22 protein-coding genes are annotated in these 25,956 nt (G+C 71.1%); 16 read left to right on the top strand and 6 right to left on the bottom strand.

Annotated elements, in window-relative coordinates:
- The first annotated feature begins 231 nt into the window (after window positions 1-231).
- From OG522_RS14690 to OG522_RS14680, 3 genes are all read left to right on the top strand, one after another.
- On the top strand, window positions 232-1,974 hold the full coding sequence (locus OG522_RS14690) for a beta-N-acetylhexosaminidase (protein WP_329463436.1): 1,743 nt from the start codon (window positions 232-234) through the stop codon (window positions 1,972-1,974).
- 366 nt (window positions 1,975-2,340) lie between these two features.
- The gene (locus tag OG522_RS14685) at window positions 2,341-3,003 is read left to right on the top strand and encodes an RNA polymerase sigma factor (protein ID WP_329467590.1); all 663 of its coding nucleotides are present in this window, start codon (window positions 2,341-2,343) and stop codon (window positions 3,001-3,003) included.
- Complete coding sequence (locus OG522_RS14680) at window positions 3,003-3,962, top strand: hypothetical protein (protein WP_329463435.1); 960 nt, start codon at window positions 3,003-3,005, stop codon at window positions 3,960-3,962. The genes OG522_RS14685 and OG522_RS14680 overlap by 1 nt, the downstream gene beginning before the upstream one ends.
- A gap of 204 nt (window positions 3,963-4,166) precedes the next feature.
- Here OG522_RS14680 and OG522_RS14675 read toward each other — a convergent pair whose 3' ends face one another.
- Window positions 4,167-5,042: a L,D-transpeptidase family protein gene (locus OG522_RS14675; protein WP_329463434.1), complete on the bottom strand. Its 876-nt coding sequence runs from the start codon at window positions 5,040-5,042 to the stop codon at window positions 4,167-4,169.
- A gap of 199 nt (window positions 5,043-5,241) precedes the next feature.
- Between OG522_RS14675 and OG522_RS14670 the strand changes: the two genes are divergently transcribed.
- Together OG522_RS14670 and OG522_RS14665 are read left to right on the top strand one after the other, a co-directional pair.
- On the top strand, window positions 5,242-6,822 hold the full coding sequence (locus tag OG522_RS14670; protein ID WP_329463433.1) for an acyl-CoA mutase large subunit family protein: 1,581 nt from the start codon (window positions 5,242-5,244) through the stop codon (window positions 6,820-6,822).
- A gap of 102 nt (window positions 6,823-6,924) precedes the next feature.
- Window positions 6,925-7,509: a Uma2 family endonuclease gene (locus OG522_RS14665; RefSeq protein WP_329463432.1), complete on the top strand. Its 585-nt coding sequence runs from the start codon at window positions 6,925-6,927 to the stop codon at window positions 7,507-7,509.
- Between the two features lie 9 nt (window positions 7,510-7,518).
- On the opposite strand, the gene OG522_RS14660 is transcribed toward OG522_RS14665, so the two are convergent.
- The 3 genes from OG522_RS14660 to OG522_RS14650 all read right to left on the bottom strand — a co-directional run bounded on the left by OG522_RS14660 (window position 7,519) and on the right by OG522_RS14650 (window position 10,816).
- Window positions 7,519-8,649 carry an acyltransferase family protein gene (locus OG522_RS14660; RefSeq protein WP_443074700.1) on the bottom strand — a complete coding sequence of 377 codons (1,131 nt, stop codon included), beginning with the start codon at window positions 8,647-8,649 and terminating at the stop codon, window positions 7,519-7,521.
- A gap of 182 nt (window positions 8,650-8,831) precedes the next feature.
- Entirely contained in the window at window positions 8,832-9,323 is a 492-nt protein-coding gene (locus tag OG522_RS14655; protein ID WP_329463431.1) for a MarR family winged helix-turn-helix transcriptional regulator, read from the bottom strand.
- A 35-nt stretch (window positions 9,324-9,358) separates the two neighbouring features.
- Window positions 9,359-10,816: an FAD-dependent monooxygenase gene (locus OG522_RS14650; RefSeq protein ID WP_329463430.1), complete on the bottom strand. Its 1,458-nt coding sequence runs from the start codon at window positions 10,814-10,816 to the stop codon at window positions 9,359-9,361.
- A gap of 38 nt (window positions 10,817-10,854) precedes the next feature.
- Here OG522_RS14650 and OG522_RS14645 point away from each other — a divergent pair, with 38 nt between their 5' ends.
- Window positions 10,855-11,502: a TetR/AcrR family transcriptional regulator C-terminal domain-containing protein gene (locus OG522_RS14645; RefSeq protein ID WP_329463429.1), complete on the top strand. Its 648-nt coding sequence runs from the start codon at window positions 10,855-10,857 to the stop codon at window positions 11,500-11,502.
- A gap of 18 nt (window positions 11,503-11,520) precedes the next feature.
- Here OG522_RS14645 and OG522_RS14640 read toward each other — a convergent pair whose 3' ends face one another.
- Together OG522_RS14640 and OG522_RS14635 are read right to left on the bottom strand one after the other, a co-directional pair.
- Window positions 11,521-12,849, bottom strand: a complete 1,329-nt coding sequence (locus OG522_RS14640; RefSeq protein WP_329463428.1) for an alpha-2,8-polysialyltransferase family protein — start codon at window positions 12,847-12,849, stop codon at window positions 11,521-11,523.
- Window positions 12,849-13,832: a glycosyltransferase family 2 protein gene (locus OG522_RS14635; RefSeq protein ID WP_329467588.1), complete on the bottom strand. Its 984-nt coding sequence runs from the start codon at window positions 13,830-13,832 to the stop codon at window positions 12,849-12,851. The genes OG522_RS14640 and OG522_RS14635 overlap by 1 nt, the downstream gene beginning before the upstream one ends.
- A 188-nt stretch (window positions 13,833-14,020) precedes the next feature.
- Between OG522_RS14635 and OG522_RS14630 the strand changes: the two genes are divergently transcribed.
- From OG522_RS14630 to OG522_RS14585, 10 genes are all read left to right on the top strand, one after another.
- A complete protein-coding gene (locus tag OG522_RS14630; protein ID WP_329463427.1) occupies window positions 14,021-15,367 on the top strand; it encodes a DUF6716 putative glycosyltransferase in 1,347 nt (448 codons plus the stop codon).
- A complete protein-coding gene (locus tag OG522_RS14625) occupies window positions 15,367-16,641 on the top strand; it encodes an N-acylneuraminate cytidylyltransferase (RefSeq protein WP_329463426.1) in 1,275 nt (424 codons plus the stop codon). The genes OG522_RS14630 and OG522_RS14625 overlap by 1 nt, the downstream gene beginning before the upstream one ends.
- Window positions 16,642-16,656: 15 nt before the next feature.
- A complete protein-coding gene (locus OG522_RS14620) occupies window positions 16,657-17,583 on the top strand; it encodes an N-acetylneuraminate synthase family protein (protein ID WP_329463425.1) in 927 nt (308 codons plus the stop codon).
- Between the two features lie 15 nt (window positions 17,584-17,598).
- The gene (locus OG522_RS14615) at window positions 17,599-18,690 is read left to right on the top strand and encodes a hypothetical protein (protein WP_329463424.1); all 1,092 of its coding nucleotides are present in this window, start codon (window positions 17,599-17,601) and stop codon (window positions 18,688-18,690) included.
- 185 nt (window positions 18,691-18,875) lie between these two features.
- Complete coding sequence (locus OG522_RS14610; protein WP_329467587.1) at window positions 18,876-20,099, top strand: amidohydrolase; 1,224 nt, start codon at window positions 18,876-18,878, stop codon at window positions 20,097-20,099.
- 140 nt (window positions 20,100-20,239) lie between these two features.
- Complete coding sequence (locus OG522_RS14605; RefSeq protein WP_329463423.1) at window positions 20,240-21,301, top strand: BMP family lipoprotein; 1,062 nt, start codon at window positions 20,240-20,242, stop codon at window positions 21,299-21,301.
- A 257-nt stretch (window positions 21,302-21,558) separates the two neighbouring features.
- Window positions 21,559-23,094: an ABC transporter ATP-binding protein gene (locus OG522_RS14600; protein ID WP_329467586.1), complete on the top strand. Its 1,536-nt coding sequence runs from the start codon at window positions 21,559-21,561 to the stop codon at window positions 23,092-23,094.
- Complete coding sequence (locus OG522_RS14595; protein ID WP_329463422.1) at window positions 23,091-24,215, top strand: ABC transporter permease; 1,125 nt, start codon at window positions 23,091-23,093, stop codon at window positions 24,213-24,215. The genes OG522_RS14600 and OG522_RS14595 overlap by 4 nt, the downstream gene beginning before the upstream one ends.
- Window positions 24,212-25,501, top strand: coding sequence for an ABC transporter permease (locus OG522_RS14590; protein WP_329463421.1), 1,290 nt, complete (start codon window positions 24,212-24,214; stop codon window positions 25,499-25,501). The genes OG522_RS14595 and OG522_RS14590 overlap by 4 nt, the downstream gene beginning before the upstream one ends.
- Entirely contained in the window at window positions 25,498-25,890 is a 393-nt protein-coding gene (locus tag OG522_RS14585; protein ID WP_329463420.1) for a cytidine deaminase, read from the top strand. The genes OG522_RS14590 and OG522_RS14585 overlap by 4 nt, the downstream gene beginning before the upstream one ends.
- The last annotated feature ends 66 nt before the right edge of the window (window positions 25,891-25,956 follow it).

The raw sequence follows: 25,956 nt of genomic DNA, 5'->3' as shown, positions 1-25,956 counted from the left end.
ATTTCACCCGTACGTGAGCATTGGGTCGTGCGTGGTGGACGAGTTCCCTGGCGCTTCGGCGTACCTTCGCCCCAGTTGTCCCCGCCCCAGCCGGGGAGGCGGAATCGGGAACCGCGGAATTCAGGTCGTCGTCCGATACGTTCGCCACGACCGGGATATACCGAAGCACCCTTATGTTGTTGGACGGGAGGTTTCTGAGTGATGCCGCGTTTCAGGATGTCACGGGCCCGGATGCCGGGATCCGCCGACCCGGACCGGTCGTCCTCGGCTGCGTCCTCGACCGCGTCAGCGGCGTCGTCCGAGGCGCGCGCCTCCCAGCCGCGTACGCCGCGGTCCCGCCCGGCCTGGCTGCACCGGCCGCGCGGCCGACGGGCGCTGGTGCTGAAAGTGGTCCTCGCGGGCATCGCCCTGCTCGCGCTGGTCATCGCGGTCTGGCCGGACGACGACACCCACGGCGGGCACGGCGGCCCGGTCGACAACAAGCGCGCCTCTTCGGGGCTGCCCTCCCCGTCGCCGATCTACCCGATCTCCTCGCCGCCGCGCACCATTCCCTCCGTGCGCGAACACCGGCCCGCCCGCGGGCCCGGCTTCCGGCCGGTGGACTCGACGCGGGTGATCGTGGCGATCGGCAGCGAGGGGCTCAGCGACGAGGGACAGCTCCTCGCGCAGGAGCTCGGCGTGGACTACGCGTTGGGCGGCCCGCCGCGCGAGGGCGACATCGAGCTGTCGCTGACCGCGCCGCCCGCGGGGCAGAAGGCCGTGCCCGAGTCGTACACGCTCACCACCAGCGGCCGTCGCGTGACGATCACCGGGCCCGACGAGGCCGGGGTGTTCTACGGCACCCGCACCCTCAAGCAGGCGCTCAAGGGCGGCGGCGTGATGCCCGAGGGCGTCGTGGAGGACCATCCGGACAAGCCGCAGCGCGGGCTCAGCCTCGACATCGCGCGCAAGCAGTACAGCGCGGGCTGGATCGAGGACCAGCTGCGGCAGATGGCCGACCTCAAGCTCAACCAGCTGGAGCTGCACTTCTCCGACGACCAGGGTTTCCGCATCGAGTCGGCGAGCCATCCCGAGGTGGTCTCCCGCGAACACCTCAGCAAGCGCGAGGTCCAGCGGATCGTGGCGCTCGCCACCAAGCTGCACATCACGGTGATCCCCGAGATCGACTCACCGGGCCACCTCGGTGCGGTGATCGCCGCCCACCCCGACCTCCAACTGCGCGACAAGGACGGCAAGCCGGTCCGGGGCGCGGTCGACATCGCCAACCCCGAGGCCGCCCGCATCGTGGACGACCTGCTGCGCGAGTACGCCGACCTGTTCCCCGGCGCGTACTGGCACCTGGGCGGTGACGAGTACCGGGCGCTGATGGTGAAGGCGCCGGCCACTCCCGAGACCACGTTTCCGGGTCTGGCGGCCGCCGCCCGCGCCAAGTACGGGCCGAAGGCCAACATCGAGGACCTGGCGACCGGCTGGCTCAACGACCGTGCCACCGTGCTCCGTTCGGCGGCCGGCGGCCGCACCTTCAAGGCGTGGAACGACGGCTTCTTCCCCGGCGGCACGGTCGGCGCCGACCAGGGGCGCGAGGTCGAGTACTGGACCGGCAAGGACCCCGGGGCCCGTCCGCCCGAGGACTACCTCGCCGAGGGGCGCACGTTGGTCAACCTCAACGACGAGTACCTGTACTACGTCCTGGGCGAGCCGAACAGCTACAAGTACCCGACGGGCAAGCGCATCTACGAGGAGTGGACGTCGATGGTGGTGCGCGGCACGAAGCCCGTCGCCGCCAAGTACGCGGGGCAGATCCTCGGCGGCCGGTTCGCCGTCTGGTCGGACAACGCGGCGGCCCAGACCGAGGAGGAGGTCGCGCGCGGCATCCGGCTTCCGCTGCGGGCGACCGCCCAGAAGCTGTGGGACTCGCGGACCCCGGCCATGGACTGGGAGGAGTTCAAGTCCCTGGCGGACCGGCTGGGCTGAGGCGGCGCGGGTGCCGGGGTACGGAGTGCGACGGGGGCCGCAATGCGTCGCGCCGGGGATTCTCGTCCAGCCGATTCGGCGGGCCGGCGATCGAGCGCTGGGATCAGAGGACGACCGGGGCCGCCACCCCCCACAGGAGAGGCCCCGGCCGTCTTCCGTCGGGGCCGTTGTGGCGGCCCCGTACTCCTTTCAGCGCCGAGCGTGCGTTTTCTGTCACACCGCGCTGTGTCAGCGGATTGTTGCAGGTTGTACAAGCCATGGACTTATGGGGCACCAAGGCCGTAGCGTGCTGCTTCGCGTTCGGGGAGCGCGGCAGGGATGACCAGCGGTGACATCGGATCAGTCAGGCAAGACAGGGTGCAGGGATTGCTGGGGGACGACGCGGAGCTGACCGCCGCGGTGCTCAGGGCGCAGGACGGGGACGAAGAAGCGTTCCGTGCTGTGTACCGCGCCGTGCACCCGCGCCTGCTCGGTTACATCCGCACACTGGTCGGCGAACCCGACACCGAGGACGTGGCCTCCGAGGCCTGGCTCCAGATCGCCCGCGACCTCGAACGCTTCACCGGCGACGGGGACCGGTTCCGCGGCTGGGCCGCGCGCATCGCCCGCAACCGGGCCCTCGACCACATCCGGATGCGCGGCCGCAGGCCCGCCGTCGGCGGTGACGAGACCGAGCTGACCGGACGCGCGGCGGACTCGGACACCGCGGGCGAGGCGATGGAAGCGCTCGGCACCGGACGTACGATGGCGCTCATCGCCCAGCTCCCGCAGGACCAGGCCGAGGCCGTCGTGCTGCGCGTGGTGGTAGGCCTCGACGCGAAGAGCGCGGCGCACACCCTGGGCAAACGGCCCGGCGCGGTGCGGACCGCCGCGCACCGGGGCCTGAAGCGCCTTGCCGAACTGCTCGGCGCCGACGGCCTCGACGGGGACGTACCCCAGGATGTGGAGGAGCTGGGTGCCGTGCCGTCGCAGCGTGCGCCGGAACGCGGTGTGACGCAATCGCGCGCCCGGACGCAGAAGGACATGTGATGGCTGACGAGTGGCTCGACCGGGATGCCGCCGAGCGACTGCTGCGCGGCGAATCCGTCGACCCGGGTGACGAGCGGCCTCGCGCCGAGGCCGAGCGCCTGACGGCCCTGCTGCGTTCCGTGGCCCGCCCCGAACCGTCGGCTGCCGAACTCCCCGGCGAGGAAGCCGCGCTGGCGGCGTTCCGCAAGGCCCGGTCCGAAGGCGCGGCCGGCACCGAGGCGTTCGATGTCGTACGGGTCGGACGGGCGGCCCGGGTCGCCGAGGCTCCCCGGCGCCGGCGGATCGGCCCGGTGCGGCTCGGGCTCGCCGCCGCGGTGGCCTGCTGTGCGCTCGGCGGGGTCGCGGTCGCCGCGGGCACCGGTGTGCTGCCCGGCCCGTTCGCCTTCGACGACCAGGACCCGACGCCCGCCGCCACCGTCTCCGCCGAGGCGACCCCCGGTCCGGTCTCCACCTCGCCCTCGCACTCCCTGTTCCCCAACTCCCCGACGCCCGGCCACCGCGCGCCGTCGTCCGCCCCGGGCACGCCCGGCGGCTCGCACGACGCGACCCCCGGCGGTCCGGCCTCGGACGGCGCCGGCGACCCCGCGAAGAAGGGCGGTGCGCAGGGCGGCGACGACGGCGAGGGCACCGCCCAGTGGATCGCCAAGCGCACCGACGACTGCCGCGACTACCGCTCGGGCCGGCTCGACCAGGAGCGCCGCCGCGCCCTGGAGTCCGCGGCCCACGGCCCGGCCGCGGTGAAGGCCTTCTGCGATCTGCTGCTCGACGGCAAGGCGGGCAACGGAGGCGCCACGGGTGGCGACGGCGGCGACGAGGGCAAGAGCGGCGGCGGCAAGGGCGACGGGTCCGGCAACAAGAACGGCGGCGGGGGCGGCGGAAAGCCGAGTTCCGTCACCCAGCCCGGCGGCATCATGGACTGGCTGAAGCAGGGCGGGTTCAGTACGCCGTCGGCTCCCTGAAGCCCTGGTCGGAACCGGCAGTAACGTTTTTTGAGACGGCGGCGCAGTACTGAGTGAGCCGACTGGTCATCGGCGGCGCAGAAAGAGCCGGGGTTCCCCCCGTACCCACGGCTCCGCGCGAATGGCGCGGGCGGGACACGTTCCCCCGGTCCCGCCCGCGCCCTCCCTCTTTCCCGGCCGGTCAGGCCGGCGACCGCTCCCCGGTCACCAGTAGACGACGACCTTGTCGCCGAGGCGGACCTGGTCGAACAGCGCCGCGACCTTGCCCTTGTCCCGGACGTTCACGCAGCCGTGCGAGGCGCCGTTGTAGCCGCGCGCCGCGAAGTCCGAGGAGTAGTGCACCGCTTGGCCGCCGCTGAAGAACATCGCGTACGGCATGGCCGTGTGGTAGATCGTCGAGACGTGGTTGCGGCTCTTCTCGAAGACCTTGAAGACGCCCTCGCGGGTCGGGGTGTACTGCGAGCCGAAGCGCACGTCCATCGTCGACTGCACCTTGCCGTTGACCACCCATGACAGCGTGCGGCTGGTCTTGCTGATGCACATCACGCGGCCCGTCATACAGCGCGGATCGAGCTTGGGCGCCGGCTTGTTGACCGCTTTGCCCGCGAGTTCCCCGGCCGTCGGCTTCGTCGTCATGGACAGGAGCCGGTTCCAGGTCACGCTGTCCGTGGCGCCGGTCTCGGCGAGCCCGCGCCTGCCCTGGAAGCCCTTGACGGCAGCGGTTGTCGCGGCGCCGTACGTGCCCGTCGGGGTGTCGTCGAACCAGCCGATCTGGGCGAGCCGCGCCTGGAGTTCCTTGACCTGCTCGCCCTTGGCGCCGTTCGCCATCACGATCCTGGGCGCGGCCTTGGCCGCGGTGGTGGCCGAGGCGCCGGGGGCGGCCGCACCGGCCGGCTTGTCGTCGGTGGCGGCGAAGGGCGCGGCGGAGGCAGCGGACGACGGCGAGCCCGGGGCTGCGGGCGTCGCGGGCGTGGCCGCACCGGCCTTGTCGCTCTGCGGACTGCACCCCACCGCCACCGCGATGACGGCGGTCGTGGCGAGGGTTTTGGCTATGAAGGTGGTGCGGTGGATCCGGCGCATCGGTCGCCCCCCTGCTTCTCTGGTGTCCCCAGAGACAGATTCCCGCTCAGAACGGTTGCAAAAGCAGTCGGCTGCATCGCGCACGTTGTGAGCAAGCTCCCAGCGTGCGCCTCTCCGCCCGCCGCACGCCCGCCGCTACAGTCCGTCGCGAGGGTTGGGTACCAGTCGGGAGTAAGAGCTCTAGCGGGAGGCACAGCACATGGCGCGCGAGTCGGAATCCGGGTTGCCCATCGAGCCGGTCTACGGACCGGAGACCCTCGCCGGATGGGATCCCGCCGAGAAGCTGGGCGAGCCCGGCCAGTACCCCTTCACGCGCGGTGTGTACCCGTCGATGTACACCGGCCGGCCGTGGACGATGCGCCAGTACGCCGGTTTCGGCACCGCGGTGGAGTCCAACGCCCGCTACAAGCAGCTCATCGCGAACGGCACCATGGGCCTCTCGGTCGCCTTCGACCTGCCCACCCAGATGGGCCACGACTCGGACGCGCCGATCGCCTCCGGTGAGGTCGGCAAGGTCGGCGTCGCCATCGACTCGGTGGACGACATGCGGATCCTGTTCGGCGGCATCCCGCTGGACAAGGTGTCGACGTCGATGACGATCAACGCCCCTGCGGCGCTGCTCCTGCTGATGTACCAGCTGGTCGGCGAGGAACAGGGAGTCGCGGCCGACAAGCTCACCGGCACGATCCAGAACGACGTACTGAAGGAGTACATCGCGCGCGGCACGTACATCTTCCCGCCCAAGCCGTCCCTGCGGCTGATCGCGGACATCTTCAAGTACTGCCGGGCCGAGATCCCCAAGTGGAACACCATCTCGATCTCCGGCTACCACATGGCCGAGGCCGGCGCCTCGCCCGCGCAGGAGATCGCGTTCACGCTGGCCGACGGCATCGAGTACGTACGCACCGCCGTCGCCGCCGGGATGGACGTCGACGACTTCGCGCCGCGCCTCTCCTTCTTCTTCGTGTCCCGTACGACGATCCTCGAAGAGGTCGCCAAGTTCCGTGCCGCGCGCAGGATTTGGGCCCGGGTGATGCGGGACGAGTTCGGCGCGAAGAACCCCAAGTCGCTGATGCTGCGCTTCCACACGCAGACCGCGGGCGTGCAGCTCACCGCCCAGCAGCCCGAGGTGAACCTGGTCCGCGTCGCCGTCCAGGGCCTGGCGGCCGTCCTCGGCGGCACCCAGTCGCTGCACACCAACTCCTTCGACGAGGCGATCGCCCTGCCGACGGACAAGAGCGCCCGGCTCGCCCTGCGCACCCAGCAGGTCCTGGCGTACGAGACCGACGTGACGGCCACCGTCGACCCCTTCGCCGGGTCGTACGTCGTGGAGAAGATGACCGACGAGGTGGAGGCGGCGGCCGCCGAACTCATGGAGCGGGTCGAGGAGTTGGGCGGCGCGGTCAACGCGATCGAGCACGGCTTCCAGAAGGGCGAGATCGAGCGCTCCGCCTACCGCATCGCCCAGGAGACCGACTCCGGCGAGCGCGTCGTGGTCGGCGTGAACCGCTTCCAGATCGAGACCGAGGACCCGTACGAGCCGCTGCGCGTCGACCCGGCGATCGAAGCCCAGCAGGCGGCCCGCCTCGCGACCCTGCGCGCCGAGCGCGACCAGGCCGCGGTGGACGCGGCGCTGGCCGCGCTGAAGAAGGCGGCCGAGGGCACGGACAACGTCCTGTACCCGATGAAGGACGCCCTGAAGGCCCGCGCCACCGTGGGCGAGGTGTGCAACGCGCTGCGCGAGGTGTGGGGGACGTACGTTCCTACGGACGCGTTCTGAGGCGCTGCCCGCGGACGCGTCCCCCGAAGGGGTGACCGGAGGCGGAAGCGGGGTGCCTCCGGTTACTCTCGGTGGAGAGTGGTCTCCCGAATGGAGGATGCCGTGGCCGTAATACTGAACGAGATGACGATCGGCGAAGCCGCCGACCGCCTTTCGGAAGCGCTGCCCGGACATCGCGTGGAGGTCCTCAAGGGGAGCATCGTCGTGACACCACCGCCTGACGGCCCGCATCAGGAGACCGTGGCTGAGCTCGTCTATCAGTTCCGAAAGGCTGGGGGCAGGGAATCCGGGCTCAAGGCGCTCCCCGGCATCGGTGTATGGCTCGGTACGGGCCCCGACGACTACGCGGAGCCGGACTGGGCCATCGTCGACGCCGACTACAAGGACGCCGCGGTCACGAAGAACTGCTACGCGGCGAACGTCTTCCGCCTCGTCCTGGAAGTGACGTCCTCCAACTGGGGCAACGACCTGGTCACCAAGGCCGAGACCTACGCGGAGGCCGGGATCCCGGTGTACGTCATCGCCGACCGCAAGCACGGAGAGGTCCTCGTGCTCACGGACCCGGTGGGCGACGCCTACCGCACCCGCTCGCGCTACGAGCGGGGCTCGAAGGTGGTCGTTCCACAGTCCGTGGGCCTCAGCCTGGAGCTGCCCGTCGACGTGCTGCTCGACGGGGACGGCGACTGACCGGGCGGCTCAGCGGCGCGCCAGCGCACCGCGCAGCAGCGGGGTCGCCCAGCGTTCCACGTAGCGGTTGAGCAGCCAGGCAAGCGCCAGCATCGCCGTGATGGTCAGGGCGAAGGTGGCGGGGGCCGGGACATGCAGCTTGCGGTGCAGTACGCCGACGACCACCCAGCCCAGGTGTTCGTGGACCAGGTAGAACGGGTAGGTGAGCGCGCCCGCGACGGTGAGCCAGCTCCAGTTCGCCCAGCGGAACCAGCCGAGCGCGATCGCGCCGACCAGCAGGAACCCCAGGGTGACGATGACGATGATCACCGAGGCGTGCCGGTTGGAGAAGGCCGCCGGGTTCGGCTTGTGCCACAGGCCCGCGACCGCCCAGTGCTGGCCGATGGCCCAGCTGACGGCGACGATGCCCCAGGCGGTGACGTCGCGCCGGTCGCGGTGGAGCAGGTACAGGCCCATGCCGCCGATGAAGAACGGCGCGTACTCGGGCATGAACACGGCGTCCAGGAAGGGCTGGTGGGACGTTGCGGTGATCGCGGCGGCCAGCGTCCAGCCCGCGCAGAACAGCACGACCCGGCGGCGGGTCGCGCCGGGCAGCACGACGCACAGGGCGAACAGCGCGTAGAAGCGGAGCTCGGCCCAGAGCGTCCAGCACACGCCGAGCACCCGGTGCACCCCGACCGGCATCTGCAACATGGTCAGGTTCACCAGGAACTCGCTGGGCGTGACCGTCCGGTAGACGACCCAGGGCAGCGCGAACACCGCGGTGACGATGACGAGCGCCGCCCAGTACGCGGGGTAGAGCCGGGCCACGCGCGAGGCGAAGAAGGAGCGCAGCGGGCGTCCCCAGCCGCTCATGCAGATGACGAAGCCGCTGATGACGAAGAAGATCTGCACCCCGAGGCAGCCGTAGGAGAACCACTCGTGCAGGGCGGGGAACAGCTTCTTGGGGGAGGCGCCCCAGCCCTTGCTGATGTCGCCGGAGCGGCCGCCGTAGTGGTACAGCGCGACCATGAGGGCCGCGACCAGGCGCAGTCCGTCGAGCGCGCGGAGCCGGGAGACCGGAGCCGTCACCGGGGCCCGCTCCGGTGCCTTCGGCTGTCCGCCCACGGCGCCTCGTACACGCGGCAGGGTGTTCGTCACGGCGTCCTCTTCCGGCGGTCGTGCTACGGGGCGGCGGGCCCCTTGGCGTCGACAGAGTAGGTCCGCTCCGGCCCGCGAACGGGGCCGGAGCGGTGGTGTTCCCCTGGCCGACGCGGCAAGTTCATCTGGTGCCGGGACGGGTTTGCCCGCGCGTCGGTTCGCCGTCGGACGAGGCCTCGCGGTCAGTGGTGCCAGGCCTTGCCGCCGACGTTGTGGATCATGCGCTGGAGGGCCTTGAGGGTGGCGACGTACTCCTCGTCGGTGATCCCGGCGTGCACCCGCTCGCGCACCTCCTGCTGGCGGACGGCGGTCCGGTCGCGCAACGACCGCCCGGCGTCGGTGAGTTGGAGGTGCCCGGTGGGGTCCTCGGTGAGCAGACCGCGGGCGGCGAGTTCGTCGATGCCGTCCCCGATGACCTGGGTGCCCGTCGCCAGATAGCCCTGGAGCACGCCCACCATCTCGGCGCGCGGCCGCCGCCCGTCGGCCGTCTGGTTGAGGATCCACCACTGGGGCTGGGTGAGGCCCTGCTCCGCGAGCATCGAGCGGATGTGGGTGACCACCGCGTTCTGTGCGGCCCAGCTCCAGTAGCCGACCGGCTGACCGGCCAGTGCGGCGTCGTCGTGCGAGGGGGTGAAGGAGCTGGTGGGCTCGGCGGCGCGTGTGTTGGCGTCCATGGCTCACGACCGTATGAGCTCAACCATGCTTGAGGTCAAGGGCGTTCGGTGACGCCGACGCGGGCGAGGTAGTCGTGCAGGCCGGCGGCGTCCTGGCCCGCCCAGCCGATGTAGCCGTCGGGCCGGACCAGGAACAGGCCGCGCCCGTACGCCTCGTACGCGCCCAGCTCGTGCACCCGGACCCGCGCGGAGGTGATGGCCGGAGCCGGGGTGGCGAAGGCCAGCAGGGTGAAGTGCGGGCCGCGCAGCAGGTCGAAGACCCGGCCGCCGGGCAGCGGGCCGTCCGGCGCGCGGTCGCCCGCCTCCAGGGCACCCGCCCGGCCGATCGCGAGCGGGCCGCCGCGGTAGCCGAGAGCGAGCTGGCGGGTCTCCTCGACCCTCAGGCTGTTCTCGCCGAGCAACCTGTGGCGGTGCAGCCGGGTGCTCATGCCGAGCACCCCGGCCGCGATCGGCCGGCGCTCCTCCTCGTAGGTGTCGAGGAGTTCGGCGGGGGCGCCGTGCCGGAGCACCTGGGCGAGCTTCCAGCCCAGGTTGTAGGCGTCCTGGATGCTGGTGTTCAGGCCCTGGCCGCCGGCCGGGGAGTGGATGTGCGCCGCGTCGCCCGCGAGGAAGACCCGGCCGTCGCGGTAGCGAGTGGCCAGCGCGGCGCGGGGCCGGAACTCGGAGGCCCAGATGACCTTGGTCACCTGGTCCTCGGTGATCGGGGTGAGGGACACGAGGCGTTCCAGGACGCCCGCCTCGCTGATGTCGGGCACCGCGTTCTCGTCGGCGTACTGGATGATCAGCTGGAAGAGTCCGGGCTCGCCGGGCAGCGGGCAGAGCACGGCTCCGCCCTGCGAAGAGCCGCGCCACACATGCCAGTTGCGGTCGTCGACGATCGCGTCCGCGGTCAGGAGGAGGTCCGCGACGAGCATCGGCTTGGGGTCGACGCTCTCGCCTTCCATGGTGATGCCGAGCGCGCGCCGGATCCCGGAGCGGCCGCCGTCGGCGGCGACGACGTGGCGGGCGCGGACGGTGCGCCCGTCGGCGAACGTGACGGTGACGCCCTCGGCGTCCTGGACGAGTCCGGTTACCTCGGTGTCGAAGAGGACTTCGCCGCCGAGCTCGCGGAGGCCGGCGTGCAGCACCTCCTGGAAGCGGGACTGGCCGATGAGCAGGGCGTTCGCGTAGGGGGCCTGCTCGCTGGGCTCGAAGCGCTCGATCACGTCCCACTCGCGACCGCGCTCGGCGCCGTCCGGGCCCTCCCAGCTGAGCATGCGGGGGAAGTCGCGGCCCGCCCGCAGCACGGCGTCGACGAGGCCGAGGTCGTCGAGCACCTCCAGGGTGCGGGGCTGGATGCCCTTGCCGCGCGAGCCGGGGAAGAGCCGGTCGGACTTCTCCACGAGCAGGGCGGGGATGCCGCGGCGGGCCAGGTCGATGGCGAGCACCAGGCCGGTGGGGCCCGCGCCCACGATGAGCACGTCGGGCATTTCCTTAACGCCGTTAAGTTCCATGTCCGGCAGCATGTGCTTAACAGTGTTAAGTTGTCAAGGTGGCTACGACGAAGATCGACCGGGCGCAGGTCGCCGACACCGCGCTGCGGCTCCTGAACGAGGTGGGCCTGGACGGCCTCACGCTGCGGGCCATCGCGAAGGAGCTCGGCGTCCAGGCGCCCGCCCTGTACTGGCACTTCAAGAACAAGCAGGCTCTGCTGGACGAGATGGCGACGGTCATGTACCGGCGGCTCATGGCGGACGGCATCCCCGGAGCGGAGGCGCAGACCTGGCAGGAGATGGTCCGCGCTGTCAGCCGCGCCCTGCGCGCGATGATGCTCGGCTACCGCGACGGCGCGAAGGTGTACGGAGGCGCCCGCTTCACCGGCACCGACCACGCGGAATCCCTGGAGGTCTACCTGGGCGCCCTGCTGAAGGCGGGCTTCACGCAGCGCGACGCGACCCGCGCCACGATGACGTCGTACGCGTACACGATGGGCTTCGTGGCGGAGGAGCAGGGCACCGAGCCGCGGCCGGGGGAGCGCGGCGAGGGCGTGGACGTGGCGGCCCGCGCGGCCGCCCTGGCGGCCTACCCGCTGGCCGCGGCGGCCGGGCCGGAGTTGTTCGAGGCGAACGACGAGAGGTTCGAGGAAGGTCTCGACGTGGTGGTGGCCGGGATCGAGGCGGTGTATCCGAGGCGGGGGTGAGCCCCGCCTCGGGGTCCGTTACGACGTGCTCGGCAGGGTGCGGCGCACCATCGACCGGGCCCGGCGGGCCACCCGCCGCAAGGTCGGGTTGCGCGGGATCAGGCCCGCCGGCACCGCGCCCGGCAGGGCGAGCGACGTCAGGCGGCGGCGCTTGAAGTACCGCCAGGTGTGGGCGTCGAGGTCGGCCGCGAGGTACCGCTCGGCCGCGCCCCGCAGGTCCGGCCGCAGCTCCGGCTGCATGGCGTAGCCCACCGCACTCAGCAGCCCCGCCAGGTCCACGGCCGGTCGTGCCGGTTCCGGCTCCAGCGGCGGGAGCAGTACGTCCGCGATGGTCACCGGCACCCGGTTGCTGTTCTGGTACGGGGCGAGCCGGTCCAGGAGCAGCTCCGTGCCGACCCGCGCGACCTCGATTCCGTAGAACGCCGAGGCCGTGAGCAGCGCGGTCGAGAAGCAGCCCACCACCAGGGCGGGCGAGAGGCGCTCATAGAGGACTTCGGCGAGCAACGGCCGTTGCAGAACGGTCAGTTGGACCTCCAGGGCCGCTGCCTCGCGCTCCAGCGCCCGCGACCAGGCGGGCGGCGCCGAGGGGTGCGGCTTGAAGACGATGCGGCGGTGGCCGCGCCCGGCCGCGCCCCGCAGCATGCGCAGGTGCAGCTCCTCCTCCTGCTCCGGTGTCAGGATGGACAGCGCGCAGAGGTACTGGCCGAGCAGCAGCGCCACCGGCTCACCGTCGACGGCGACCTCCAACTCGGCTTCCGCCGCGCCCAGTTCGGTGACCGTCTTCATGAACGCCGTCGTCGGCACCGTCTCGCACGGCACCTCGAACTCGCCGAGGAGCAGCGGGGTGAGGTCCCCCACCAGGTCGAGGTGCAGCACCTGCCGCACCCGCGAACCGATCAGCGGATCCAGCTTGTTGCGGGTGGGGCCGTACGTCATCAGGCCGTCCGCGTACACGGTCAGCGGCGCGTCGGGGAACAGCTGTGCCACCGCCTGCGCCGGGTTCACCTGGATGGATTCCAGGGCGAGTTGTATCCGGTCGTCACCCAGGTCCCACAACGCCCTCAACTGCCGTTCCCACAGCGGAACGTCATCGGGGCGGGGCGACCAGCCGCCCGGGTGGAAGGGGGCGATCGTGTCGTTCCAGGAGAGCACCCCGTCGAAGCGTCCGCGCAGCCGCTCGAAGCCCGGCATCGTCTCCAGCTGGGTGGACGTCTCGGGCACCGCCGCGTTGTTGCTGACCAGCAGCAAACGCCGGTCCGCCGCCGGGAAACAGCCGCTGTCGAGCGCGGCGGCCAGCGTGGCCAGTCCGTACAGCGTGGACGCCGCGAAGATCTGTGTCGTACGCATCAGGCGACAGCCCCCGCCGAGGAGTGGACGGGGCGGTGGCGCAGCCGGCGCAGCCGGGCGGCACGGCGGGAGTCCATCGAGTCCAGCGCGTCCTTGAGGTGGTCCTGCGGCATCCGCCGCAACGCGCCCGCGCTCAGGGCCCGCAGTTTTCTCGCCACGGCCGGTTCGAACCTTTCGATGGAGCTCATGTGGTGGGAAATGATCGCGCAGTAGGTCCGTACCGCTTTTGGCAGCAGTTCGGCCGCATTCCGGTCCTTCGCCGTTTCCTCGATTACTTGATCGAATGCGCGAATGAAATCGAGTTGTCGCACATCGCCGATTTGGGTGAGCGACGAGGCGACCCCGCGCCGGTAGAAGACACCCAGTTGTCCGGTCACCGCGAACGACTCCGCCTCGCGGTGCAGCCGCCAGATCCACGGCCGGTCCTCGGCGGTGCGCAGTCCGTCGGTGAAGTGCAGCAGCCCGCGCTCGGCGAGGCGGCGGTGGTAGATCCCGGCCCAGGCGAACGCGTAGTCCACCGAGGTGGAGCGGGTGGCGGGCAGGATCGCGTCCCGCGGTGACATCACCTCGCCGCGCCGGCCGTGCGGGACCCGGTGCACCGTACGCTCCTGACCGGTCACCTGGACGTGGTCGGTGCGCACGAAATCGCACCCCAACTCCTCTATGGATGCCAGGAGTTGGGCGAAGTACCCGGGCGCCAGCCAGTCGTCGCCGTCCAGGTACGTCAGGTATTCGCCGCGGGCCGCGTCCAGACCCGTATTGCGGGCCGTGGCCAGGCCGCCGTTGCGTTCGTGTCTCAGGAGCACCGCCCCCGGCAGCTCGCGCTCGGCGCGTTCGAGCAGCTCGATCGTGCCGTCCGACGAGCAGTCGTCGACGAGCAGGAACTCGAAGTCGTCGCGGGCGTTCGCGCGCAGACTTCGCAGGGTGTCGGGTGCGTACGTCCGCACGTTGTAGAACGGCACGATGACGGAGAGCTTGACCACGGCGGTGACGTTATGGCGCGCCGCGGTCATTCGCCCTGTCCATCAAAGAGATCGCGGGTGAACGACGAATGGCGGGACTGTTAACCGGCCCGGTACGCCTTCTCCCGCTTCATTCGTAGTCGCGCTGTTAACCCGTTGTTGCAGTCGAGTTGGGCCGCGAACCCGCGCGGCTTTCTAGTTTCTACGGCGTGCCATCACGTACCGACTCAAGGCTGCGGATCGCGGTTCTCGCGGATTCGGACACCCGGTGGAAATGGGGTGCGCTCACCGCGCGCCGCCTCGCCGAACCGGCGCCCGGCACCGAATCCGCCGCACCGGCCATCACCGGCTTCCTGCTGCGCGGCCGCGCCACCCCCACCCCGCGTCAGCTCGCCGAGGTCGGGGCGTCCGCCGACGCCCTCCGTGAAGTGACGATGGCTCAATTCCTCGGTGCTGCACGGGAGATGGGGAGCCCGGACGCGTACGACGTCATCGTTCTGGCGCTCGTCGGCGGGGCCGCCCAGGCTGCGCTGCACGGGCTCGCCGCCCTGTGGCCCGGCCACACACCGCGGCCCGTCGTCGTCACCGGCTATGTGGGCGTCGTCTACGAGAAGCTCGCCGACGGGCTGCTCCTACGGCACGGCGCGGACATCGTGCTCGCCAACTCCCGTCACGACGCCGGGCGTTTCCGCGCGGTGTACGAGGGAGTGGGCGCGGACGCCCGTGCCGTCACCGAGGCCGCGCTGCCCTTCCTGGGCGGCGCCGCGTACACCGCCGAGCCCGGCCGCGACACCGTCGTCTTCGCGGCCCAGCCCTCCGTGCCGGAGAGTCGCGCCGACCGGCGCTATCTGCTGCGGCGCCTGGTGGAGCACGCCCGGCGCCACCCCGGGCGCGAGGTCGTGCTCAAGCTCCGCTCCCAGCCCGGCGAACACACCACGCACATCGAGGAACACCCCTACCAGAGGCTCGCCAAGGGCATGGCTCCGCCGCCCAACTTCCGGCTGGCGTACGGGAACATGGGCGAGGTCCTGGACCGGGCCGACCTCCTGGTGACGGTCTCCTCGACGGCCGCCCTGGAGTCCCTGCACCGCTCGGTCCCGACGGCCGTCCTCACCGACCTCGGCGTCCGCGAAGGCCTCGGCAACCACCACTTCCTGGGCTCCGGCTGCCTTGCCTCCTGGGACCAGCTCGACGCCGGGCACCGGCCCGTGCCCGACCCCGGCTGGCTCGCCGCACAGGGCGTGGCGCCGGGCGAGGCCTACCACCACGCCTTCGATCACGTACGCGAGCGAATGGGCGAGTTGCTGTCGAAGGAAAGCCTGCCGCCGCTCGCCCCCTACTACACCGCCGCCACCGCGCCCGGCTACCTCCCGGGCATCCTCGCCCGCCACCACCTCGCCCCCGACGGCACCCCGCTGCCGGGCACGGCCCCCGCGAACCAGCCGAGCGGACTGCGCCGGGTGATCCGGGACGCCGTGCGCGACGCGGCGCGCGGGGCCTACCGCCACGGCGTGCAGCGGGTCGCGCCCGTGATCCGCCGGATGGGAGAACTGTGATGCCCCCGACCAGCTCCGCGAACACGCCCGCGGCCGCCTCGCCCCGTACGCCCCCGGCCGCGCCCCCGAAAGTCCTCGCCGTGATTCCCGCCCGGGGCGGCTCCAAGGGCGTGCCCGGCAAGAACCTCGCCCCGGTCGGTGGCGTTCCGCTGGTCGTGCGCGCGGTGCTCGCCTGCCGGTCCGCGCGCCACGTCACCGACATCGTCGTCTCCACCGACGACCCGGCGATCGCGGCCGCGGCCCGCTCGGCCGGCGCCGACGCCGTCAGCCGCCCGGCCGCCCTCTCCGGCGACACCGCCACCAGCGAGGCGGCGGTGCTGCACGCCCTGGACGCCTACCCGGACACCGATGTCGTCCTGCTCGTGCAGTGCACCAGCCCCTTCCTGACCCGCGAGGACGTCGAGGGCGTGGCGGCCGCGGTCGTCGAGGACGGCGCCGAGACCGCCGTCACCGTCGCGCCCTTCCACGGTTTCCTGTGGCGCGAGTCCGTCGAGAACGGAGTCGGCGACGGCCAGGGCATGGGCCACGACAAGTCGTTCCGGCCGCGCCGCCAGGACCGCCCGCAGGACTTCCTGGAGACCGGCGCCGCGTACGCCATGGACGCCGAGGGCTTCCGCAGGCACCGGCACCGCTTCTTCGGCCGGACCGCGCTCGTGCGCACCGACCCGGCCCGCGTCCTGGAGATCGACGAGCCGCACGACCTGGAACGGGCCCGCGCGCTCGCCCCGCTCCTCGACCGCCTGCCCACCCCGACCTGCGACGACATCGACGCGGTCGTCCTCGACTTCGACGGCACCCAGACCGACGACAAGGTCCTCATCGACTCCGAGGGCCGCGAACTCGTCGCCGTGCACCGGGGCGACGGCCTCGGCATCGCCGCCCTGCGCCGGGCCGGCCTCAAGCTGCTCATCCTGTCCACCGAGCAGAACCCGGTCGTCGCCGCCCGCGCCCGCAAGCTCAAGATCCCCGTGCTGCACGGCATCGACCGCAAGGACCTCGCCCTCAAGCAGTGGTGCGAGGACGAGGGCATCGACCCGCAGCGCGTGCTCTACGCCGGCAACGACGTCAACGACCTGCCCTGTTTCGCGCTCGCCGGCTGGCCCGTCGCCGTCGGCAGCGCCCATGACTCGGTGCGCGCCGCCGCGCGCGCCGTGACCCGTACCCCCGGCGGCGAAGGAGCGGTCCGCGAGATCGCCGCCTGGCTCCTCGGACCCGAGCTCGACCGCACCCCGCACACCGAGCGCCTTCCCCAGCCCCACCACACCCCCGCTTAGGTAAGGAACACCCTCATGAGCAACCGTCTGCGTACCCTCGGCAGCCGCACCGCGGGACCGGGCCGGCCCGTGTACATCACCGGCGAGATCGGCATCAACCACAACGGCGACCTCGACAAGGCGCTCGCGCTGGTCGACGCCGCCGCGGACGCGGGCTGCGACGCGGTCAAGTTCCAAAAGCGCACCCCGGAGATCTGCACCCCGCGCGACCAGTGGGACATCGAGCGGGACACCCCGTGGGGCCGGATGACGTACATCGACTACCGCCACCGGGTGGAGTTCGGCGAGGACGAGTACCGCACCATCGACGCGCACTGCACGCGGCGCGGCATCGACTGGTTCGCCTCGCCGTGGGACATCGAGGCCGTCGCCTTTCTGGAGAAGTTCGACGTTCCGGCCCACAAGGTGGCCTCCGCCTCGCTCACCGACGACGAGCTGCTGCGCGCCCTGCGCGCCACGGGACGCACCGTCATCCTCTCCACCGGCATGTCGACGCCGAAGCAGATCCGGCACGCGGTCGAGGTGCTCGGCAGCGACAACATCCTTCTGTGCCACGCCACTTCGACCTACCCGGCCAAGGCCGAGGAGCTCAACCTGCGCGTGATCAACAGCCTGATGGCCGAGTACCCCAACGTGCCGATCGGCTACAGCGGCCACGAGACCGGACTTCAGACCACCCTCGCCGCGGTCGCGCTCGGCGCCGCCTTCGTCGAGCGCCACATCACCCTCGACCGCGCCATGTGGGGCTCCGACCAGGCCGCCTCCGTCGAGCCCGGCGGCCTCACCCGCCTGGTCCGCGACATCCGCACCATCGAGGCCGCCCTCGGCGACGGCGTCAAGAAGGTGTACGAGTCCGAGCTCGCCCCGATGAAGAAGCTGCGCCGCGTCGCCGGGGTCGTCGCCCAGGCGGAGGCCGCCGACCGCGCTCCGGCCGCGGTCTGAGGGGGCGGGCCCGCCGTGCCTCGGGACACCTCCGCCACCGTCGCCTTCGTGGAGAGCCCGGTCCAGCTGCTCAACGTCCTGGAGTGGGCCCACTCGCCCGGCCCGCTGCTCGACGGCGTACCGGCGCAGCAGCGCCCGGGGGCGCCGGACCTGTCCGGGCTGACCGTCGTGGTGCTCTCGCCCACCGACCCGATGTCGCGCGGCCAGCTGCGCCGGATGGCGGAACTCGCGCGCGACGCGGGCACGAAGGTGCGCTGGGAGGAGGCCCGGGGCGGGCCCACGGCCCCGCTCCACACGATCGGCGGGCTCGCCCCGATGCTGCGCCGCGCGCGGCGGATCGTCATGGGCGACCCGTTCTCGCGCTACGTCCAACTGCTGCTCACCGTCACCCGTGCCCACGAACTCGTGGTCGTGGACGACGGCACGGCCACGATGGAGTTCGTCTCCCAACTCGCCCGTGGCGAACGCCTGGTGCGCTGGCACCGGCGCGGCAGCCGGGCCGGCGCGCGCGACGTGCTGTTCGCGCCCATATCCGCGGCGGCCCGCCGCCGGCTCACGCCCGCGCCGCGCCGCGCCGTCGAGGTGTTCAGCGCGATGCCCATAGAGGCGCCGGCCGGTGTCACCGTCACCCCCCACACCTTCGGCTGGACGCGTGCGAACTTCGGCCCCCCACGGCTGACCAAGGGGGCCGATCTGGTGGGGACTTCACTGGTGGAGACCGGCGTGGTCGACCCTGAGCGCTATCTCGCCGCGGTCGCCCGGCTGGCTCGTACGCACGGCGTGACCCGCTACTTCGCCCACCGCCGCGAGTCCGCCGAGAAGCTGCGCACCCTGCACGCCCGCACCGGTCTGGAGATCGTCCGCCCCGATCTGCCGCTCGAACTCATCGCGCGCCGGGGGCCCATCGGCCGTACGGTCGTGAGCTTCCCCTCCACCGTCGTCCACACGCTTCCCCTCGCGCTCGCGGGCACCGGGGTCTCGGTCGTGGTCTGCGACATCGATCCGCAGTGGCTCACGGACACCGCCTCGCCGCGCGCCCAGGGTTTCCTGGACGGGGTGACCGGCACGGCGCGGGACGTCCACGGGCTCGCCACGGTGGCGGCCTGAGCGTTCGATGGCGGCGGTCCTGGCGCCCGAGGGGTGAAGCGGGCTGAAGGACGGAGGAGTTTACCCAGCTGTCACACGGGCCATGCGCCCGGCGGCCGATTTTCTTCCCCTATGAGGCTGAACTTTTGTTGATCGCGCGTTAGTTGACCCTCAAAGAAGCCTACCCTCAATGGGTGAACCAGTTGATGTCCCGCGAGTCCGAAGCCGATCTGCCCCGCGAAGAGCCGCTGCCCGGGGCGCTGAGTGAGGCCCTGTTCGGCGAACTCGTCGCCTTCCGCCGGGACTTGCACATGCACCCCGAGCTCGGCAACCAGGAGTTCCGGACCACCGCCGCGATCAAGGCCCGCCTCGAAGCGGCCGGGCTCAGGCCCCGCGTGCTGCCGTCCGGCACCGGCCTCATCTGCGACGTCGGTACCCCCGACCGGGGGCATCCGATGCTGGCGATGCGCGCGGACATCGACGCCCTGCCCATCCCCGACGCCAAGACCGGCGTGTCCTACCGCTCCACCGTCCCCGACCGCGCCCACGCCTGCGGCCACGACGTGCACACCACCACCGTCCTCGGCGCCGGCCTCGTCCTCGCCGAGCTGCACCGCCAGGACCGCCTGCCCGCGCCCGTACGGCTGCTCTTCCAGCCCGCCGAGGAAGTGCTGCCCGGCGGCGCGGCGGACGCCATCGAGGCGGGTGTCCTGGACGGCGTGGGCCGGATCGTCGCGGTGCACTGCGACCCGCGCGTCGACGCCGGCCGGATCGGGCTGCGCACCGGCGCCATCACTTCCGCCTGCGACCGGCTGGAGGTCGCCCTGTACGGCCCCGGCGGCCACACCGCCCGCCCGCACCTCACCACCGACATGGTGACCGCCGTCGCCCGGGTCGCCGCCGACGTGCCCGCGCTGCTCGCCCGCCGCATCGACGCCCGCGCGGGCCTCGCCCTCACCTGGGGCCGCATCGAGTCGGGCCATGCCTGCAACGTCATCCCGATGCACGCCGAGCTGGCCGGCACCGTGCGCTGCCTCGAACTCTCGGCGTGGCGCGACGCGCCCGACCTCGTACACGCCGCGATTGACGAGGTGGCCACCCTGCACGGCGCCAAATCGGAGATCAACTACGTCCGCGGGGTGCCCCCGGTCGTCAACGATCCGGCCATCACCGAGCTGCTTCACAACGCGATGGCGGCGCGCCGGGGACCGTTCGCGATCGAGGACACGGAGCAGTCACTGGGTGGCGAGGACTTTTCGTGGTACCTGGAGCATGTACCTGGGGCGATGGCCCGCCTCGGGGTCCGTACGCCCGGCTCGAACGCCCGGCTTGACCTCCATCGGGGTGATTTCGACGCGGATGAAGCCGCCATCAAGGTCGGGGTGGAACTGTTCACCGCCACTGCGCTGCTGGATGGCAACCGCTCGTAACCGGACACTTCATCCCCTGTTCGCGGCGATTCGATAACGGCTTCCGAACAGGGCTTTACGCGACATCTACGCGCGTTACGATCCGACGCGAAACCAGCGCCGGTAGGGGCGCCTCGGTTCAGGTTTGAAGGGACCTCCTCGTGCGCCGGGTATCCAAGATCGCTGCGGCAGGTATCGCTACCGCCGCGCTCGCGCTTTCAGCCACCGCGTGTGGCTCCACGTCCTCCCAGAAGGAGTCGGGCTCCTCGTCCTCGTCCGCGGGCGGCAATGGCGTCAAGATCGGCGTCGCCTACGACGTCGGCGGCCGTGGCGACCACTCGTTCAACGACTCCGCCGCGCGCGGTATCGACAAGGCCAAGACCGAGTTCGGCGGCTCCGTCAAGGAGCTGACCGCCAAGACCACCGACACCGAGGCCGACCGCGTCCAGAAGCTGAGCGACCTGGCCTCGGGCGGCTACAACCCCGTGATCGGCATCGGCTTCGCGTACACGAACTCGATGAAGCAGGTCGCGGCGAAGTTCCCGAACACGACCTTCGGCATCGTCGACTCCGTCGTCGAGGGCCCCAAGAACGTCGACAACATCGTCTTCACCGAGGAGCAGGGCTCCTACCTCGCCGGTGTCGCGGCGGCGCTGAAGACCAAGACGGGCCACGTCGGCTTCATCGGCGGTGTGGACGTCCCCCTGATCAAGAAGTTCGAGGCGGGCTTCAACCAGGGCGTCAAGGACACCAAGCCGTCCGTCAAGGTCGACAACCAGTACCTGTCGCACGGTTCCGACAACTCCGGCTTCGCCAGCCCCGACAAGGGCAAGGAAGCCGCGCAGGGCATGCTCGACAACGGCGCCGACGTGATCTACACCGCCGCCGGCTCCTCCGGCACCGGTGCGATCGAGGCCGTCGCGGGCAAGCAGGGCGCCTGGGCGATCGGTGTCGACTCCGACCAGTACCAGCAGGCCTCGCTCGACAAGTACAAGAACTCGATCCTGACCTCGGTCGTCAAGAACGTCGACATCGGCGTCTACGACCTGATCAAGTCGGTCAAGGACGGCAAGCCGCTGGTCGGCACCAACAGCTACCCGCTGGCCAAGGGCGGCGTTTCGCTCGCCACCAGCGGTGGCTTCATCGCCGACATCCAGCCGCAGCTCGACGCGGCCAAGAAGAAGATCGTCGACGGCACCATCAAGGTCAAGACGACCCCGTGACCCGAGGCGGTCACCGACCGCCCTCGTCGCAACCGGCCCGGTGTGCAGGGACCGCCCTGCCCACCGGGCCGTAACGAAGTGTCAACTCTACGCGCGTAGGCCGGAGTTGGCGCGCCGTGAGTGTGCTGAACTACTACGCCGGGAGCCCGGCATGGCACATCAGTACGCTTCCCGGCTTCCCCGGAAGCTCCCCGCCCCCCTGCTCCTGCCCACGAGGAGAGTGCGCCATCAACGCGTCCAGCCCTCCCGCCGTCGAACTGCGCGGCATCACCAAACGATTCCCGGGTGTCGTCGCCAACAAGGACATCGACATCACCGTCCGCAAGGGCACCGTGCACGCCCTGTGCGGTGAGAACGGCGCCGGCAAGTCGACCCTGATGAAGATCCTCTACGGCATGCAGAAGCCGGACGAGGGCACCATCGCCATCGACGGCACCAAGGCCTCCTTCGCCAGCCCGGCCGACGCCATCGCGCTCGGCATCGGCATGGTCCACCAGCACTTCATGCTGGCCGACAACCTCACCGTCCTGGAGAACGTCGTCCTCGGCGGCGAGAAGCTGTACGGCATCGGCGCCAAGGCCCGCAACAAGATCAAGGAGATCTCGGACGCGTACGGCCTCGGGGTCCGCCCCGACGTCCTGGTCGAGGACCTCGGCGTCGCCGACCGCCAGCGCGTGGAGATCCTCAAGGTCCTCTACCGCGGCGCGCGCACCCTCATCCTCGACGAGCCGACCGCCGTCCTGGTCCCGCAGGAGGTCGAGGCGCTCTTCGACAACCTGCGTGAGCTCAAGGCCGAGGGCCTGACCGTCATCTTCATCTCGCACAAGCTCGGCGAGGTGCTCTCGGTCGCCGACGAGATCACGGTGATCCGGCGCGGCACCACGGTGGGCACCGCCGACCCCCGTACGACCACCACCAAGCAGCTCGCCGAGCTGATGGTGGGCAGCGAGCTGCCCTCGCCCGAGACCCGCGAGTCGACGGTCACCACGGTCCCCATGCTCAAGGTCGCCGACCTGCACCTGGCGACCACCGACCCCGACGGCGTGGTCCGCGAGGTGCTCTCCTCGGTCTCCTTCACGATCCACAAGGGCGAAGTGCTCGGCATCGCGGGCGTCGAGGGCAACGGCCAGGCCGAACTGGTCGAGGCCATCATGGGCATGCGCATCCCCGACGGCGGTGTCATCACCCTTGACACCACCGACATCTCGACGGCCCCGACGCGCAAGCGCCGCGAGGACGGCATCGGGTACATCCCCGAGGACCGCCACCGCCACGGCCTGCTCCTGGAGGCCCCCCTCTGGGAGAACCGCATCCTCGGCCACGTCACCGAGAAGCCCAACTCCAAGGGCGCGCTCCTCGACAACAAGGCCGCCCGCAAGGACACCGAGCGGATCGTGCGCGAGTACGACGTGCGCACCCCCGGCATCGAGGTCACCGCGGCGTCCCTGTCCGGCGGCAACCAGCAGAAGCTGATCGTCGGCCGCGAGATGAGCCACAACCCCAAGCTGCTGATCGCCGCGCACCCCACCCGGGGCGTGGACGTCGGCGCGCAGGCGCAGATCTGGGACCAGATCCGGGAGGCCCGCCATGAGGGCCTCGCGGTGCTCCTGATCTCCGCCGACCTGGACGAGCTGATCGGCCTGTCCGACACCCTGCGGGTGATGTACCGGGGCCGTCTGGTCGCCGACGCCGACCCCGCCACGATCACCCCCGAAGAACTGGGTTCCGCCATGACCGGTGCCGCCAGCGGCCACCTGGAGCACCAGCAGAACACTGGGGGAGAGGACCGATGAAGAAGCTCACCTCCCGCATCGACAAGGAGAAGCTGCTCCTGGGGGCCGCGGCCCCCGTGCTCGCGCTCGTCGCGGCCCTTGTCGTCACCGCCCTGGTCATCCTCGCCACCGGCAAGAACCCGTTCCCGGCCTTCAACGACATGCTGTCGTACGGCTCGGCGAGCGACAGCCAGGTCTACATCCTCAACAAGGCGACGACCTACTACCTCGCGGGCATCGCGGTGGCCATCGGCTTCCGGATGAACCTCTTCAACATCGGCGTCGACGGCCAGTACCGCCTGGCGGCGTTCCTCGCCGCGGTGGTCGGCGGTGCGATGAGCCTGCCGGGCATCGTGCAGATCCCGGTCATCATCATCGTCGCCATGCTGGTCGGCGCGATGTGGGCGGCGGTCGCGGGCGTCCTGAAGGTCACCCGGGGCGTCAGCGAGGTCATCTCGACCATCATGCTGAACGCCATCGCGACCGCGATCATCGCCTACTTCATCCAGCCCGGCCGGCTCGGCCAGCTGGACGAGGCCGGCACGCTGGTCTCCACCAAGCCGCTGCCCAGCTCCTCGTGGTTCTTCGCCATCGACATGGGCCCGGCAGGACAGCTGTGGGGCTTCATCGTCGTCGCCGTGCTCATCGGCGTCGCGTACTGGTTCACGCTCGGCCGCACCCGCTTCGGCTTCGACCTGCGGGCCGTCGGCCAGTCCGAGGCCGCCGCCGCCGCGAGCGGTGCCAACGTCAAGAAGATGATCGTCACCAGCATGATCATCTCGGGTGCGGTGGCCGGTCTGGTCGGAATGCCGACCCTGCTCAACGACACCCACCAGTTCGACAACAGCTTCCCCGTCGGGCTCGGCTTCACGGGCATCGCGATCGCGCTCCTCGGCCGCAACAACCCGGTCGGCATCGCCCTCGCATCACTGCTGTGGGGCTTCCTGGAGCGCACCACCAACCATCTGGAATTCATCGGTTACGACAAGGAGATCCTCGGCGTCATCCAGGGCGTCATCGTCCTGTGCGTCGTGATCGCCTACGAACTCGTCCGCCGTTACGGCCTCAAGCGCCAGCAGCAGCGCGTCGGCGCCGAGCTCGCGGCCCAGGCCGCCAAGACCGAGACGGAGGTGACGGCATGAGCGTCACGACTGACACCACCACGACCCCACCGCCTCCGGCCGGGGTCAAGCGGGGCAACGCCACGCGCAAGTTCTCGCTCGCGCAGATCCTGATGATCATCGCGGGCGCGCTGATCCTCGTCTCCGCCGTACGCATGATCACCGGCGCCGACCAGCTCACCAGCGAGGGCCAGGTCAGCGCCGCGCTCGGCCTCGCCGTGCCGATCGGGCTCGCGGGCCTGGCCGGTCTGTGGTCCGAGCGGGCCGGTGTGGTCAACATCGGCCTCGAAGGCATGATGATCCTCGGCACCTTCGGGGCCGGCTGGGTCGGCTGGCAGTCCAGCCCGTGGCTCGGACTGATCGCGGGCATCGGCTTCGGCCTCGTCGGCGGCCTGCTCCACGCGGTCGCCACCATCACCTTCGGAGTCGACCACATCGTCTCCGGTGTCGCCATCAACCTGCTCGCGCTCGGCGTGACGCAGTACCTCGCCAAGCTGTTCTTCAACAACGGCGAGGCCCAGGTCAAGGGCGGCAACCCCAAGCAGTCGCCGCCCGCCGACGCGCTGCCCAGCTTCACCATCCCCGGCCTGTCCTCGGGCCTGGAGTCGATCCAGAAGCACCACTGGTTCCTCGTCTCCGACGTCGCCGGCATCCTCGGCGGCCTGGTCACCGAGGTCTCCTGGGTCACCGTCATTGCCGTGCTGCTGTTCGTCGGCACCTGGTGGATCCTGTGGAAGACCGCCTTCGGTCTGCGCCTGCGCTCCTGCGGCGAGAACCCGATCGCGGCCGAGTCGCTCGGTGTGAACGTGTACTCCTACAAGTACGCGGCAGTCGCCGTCTCCGGCGGTCTCGCCGGTCTCGCCGGCGCGTTCCTCGCCCTGGTCACCTCGCACATCTACCTGGAGGGCCAGACCGGCGGCCGCGGCTACATCGGCCTCGCGGCGATGATCTTCGGTAACTGGCGGCCGGGCGGACTCGCCATGGGCGCGGGCCTGTTCGGCTTCTCCGACGCGCTCCAGCTGCGCAACGGCGGCACCACCGTGCACGCCCTGCTGCTCCTGCTCGTCGTCCTCCTCCTGGCGCTCGCGAGCTGGAAGGCGTACAAGAAGGCGATGATCCAGCTCGGGATCTGCGCGCTGACGGCCGCGCTCATCCTGGTCTGGTACCTGGTCACCGACGACGTGCCCGGCGACTTCGTCGGCGCGACCCCGTACGTCGTGACGCTGCTCGTGCTCTCGCTCTCCGCCCAGCGTCTGCGGATGCCCAAGGCGGACGGCATGCGCTACCGGAAGGGCCAGGGCAAGTGACGCCGACGCCCGACTGGGAGGCGCTGCGCACGGCCGCGCGCGAGGCCATGTCCCGCGCGTACGCGCCGTACTCGCGCTACCCGGTCGGCGCGGCCGCGCTGGTCGACGACGGGCGCACCGTGACCGGCTGCAACGTCGAGAACGCCTCGTACGGCATCGGCCTGTGCGCCGAGTGCGGGCTCGTCTCGGCGCTCCAGCTGTCCGGCGGCGGCCGCCTGACGCACTTCACCTGCGTCGACGGCCACGGCGAGGTGCTGGTGCCGTGCGGCCGCTGCCGCCAGCTGCTCTTCGAATTCGGCGGCCCGGAGCTCCTGTTGGAGACCCCGGCGGGCATCCTCAAGTTGTCCGACATGCTGCCCCAGGCCTTCGGCCCGGACCACCTGAAGTAACCCGGCGGCCCCCGTGCTCCCTGCGCGGGGGCCGCACTCTCAACTCCCCTCTATGCGCGTAGAGTC

It is taken from the genome of Streptomyces sp. NBC_01431 (genome assembly GCF_036231355.1).
Lineage (GTDB): Bacteria > Actinomycetota > Actinomycetes > Streptomycetales > Streptomycetaceae > Streptomyces.
Note: the sequence above shows the minus strand (reverse complement) of the source record. Positions and strands in the feature narration are given on the sequence as shown.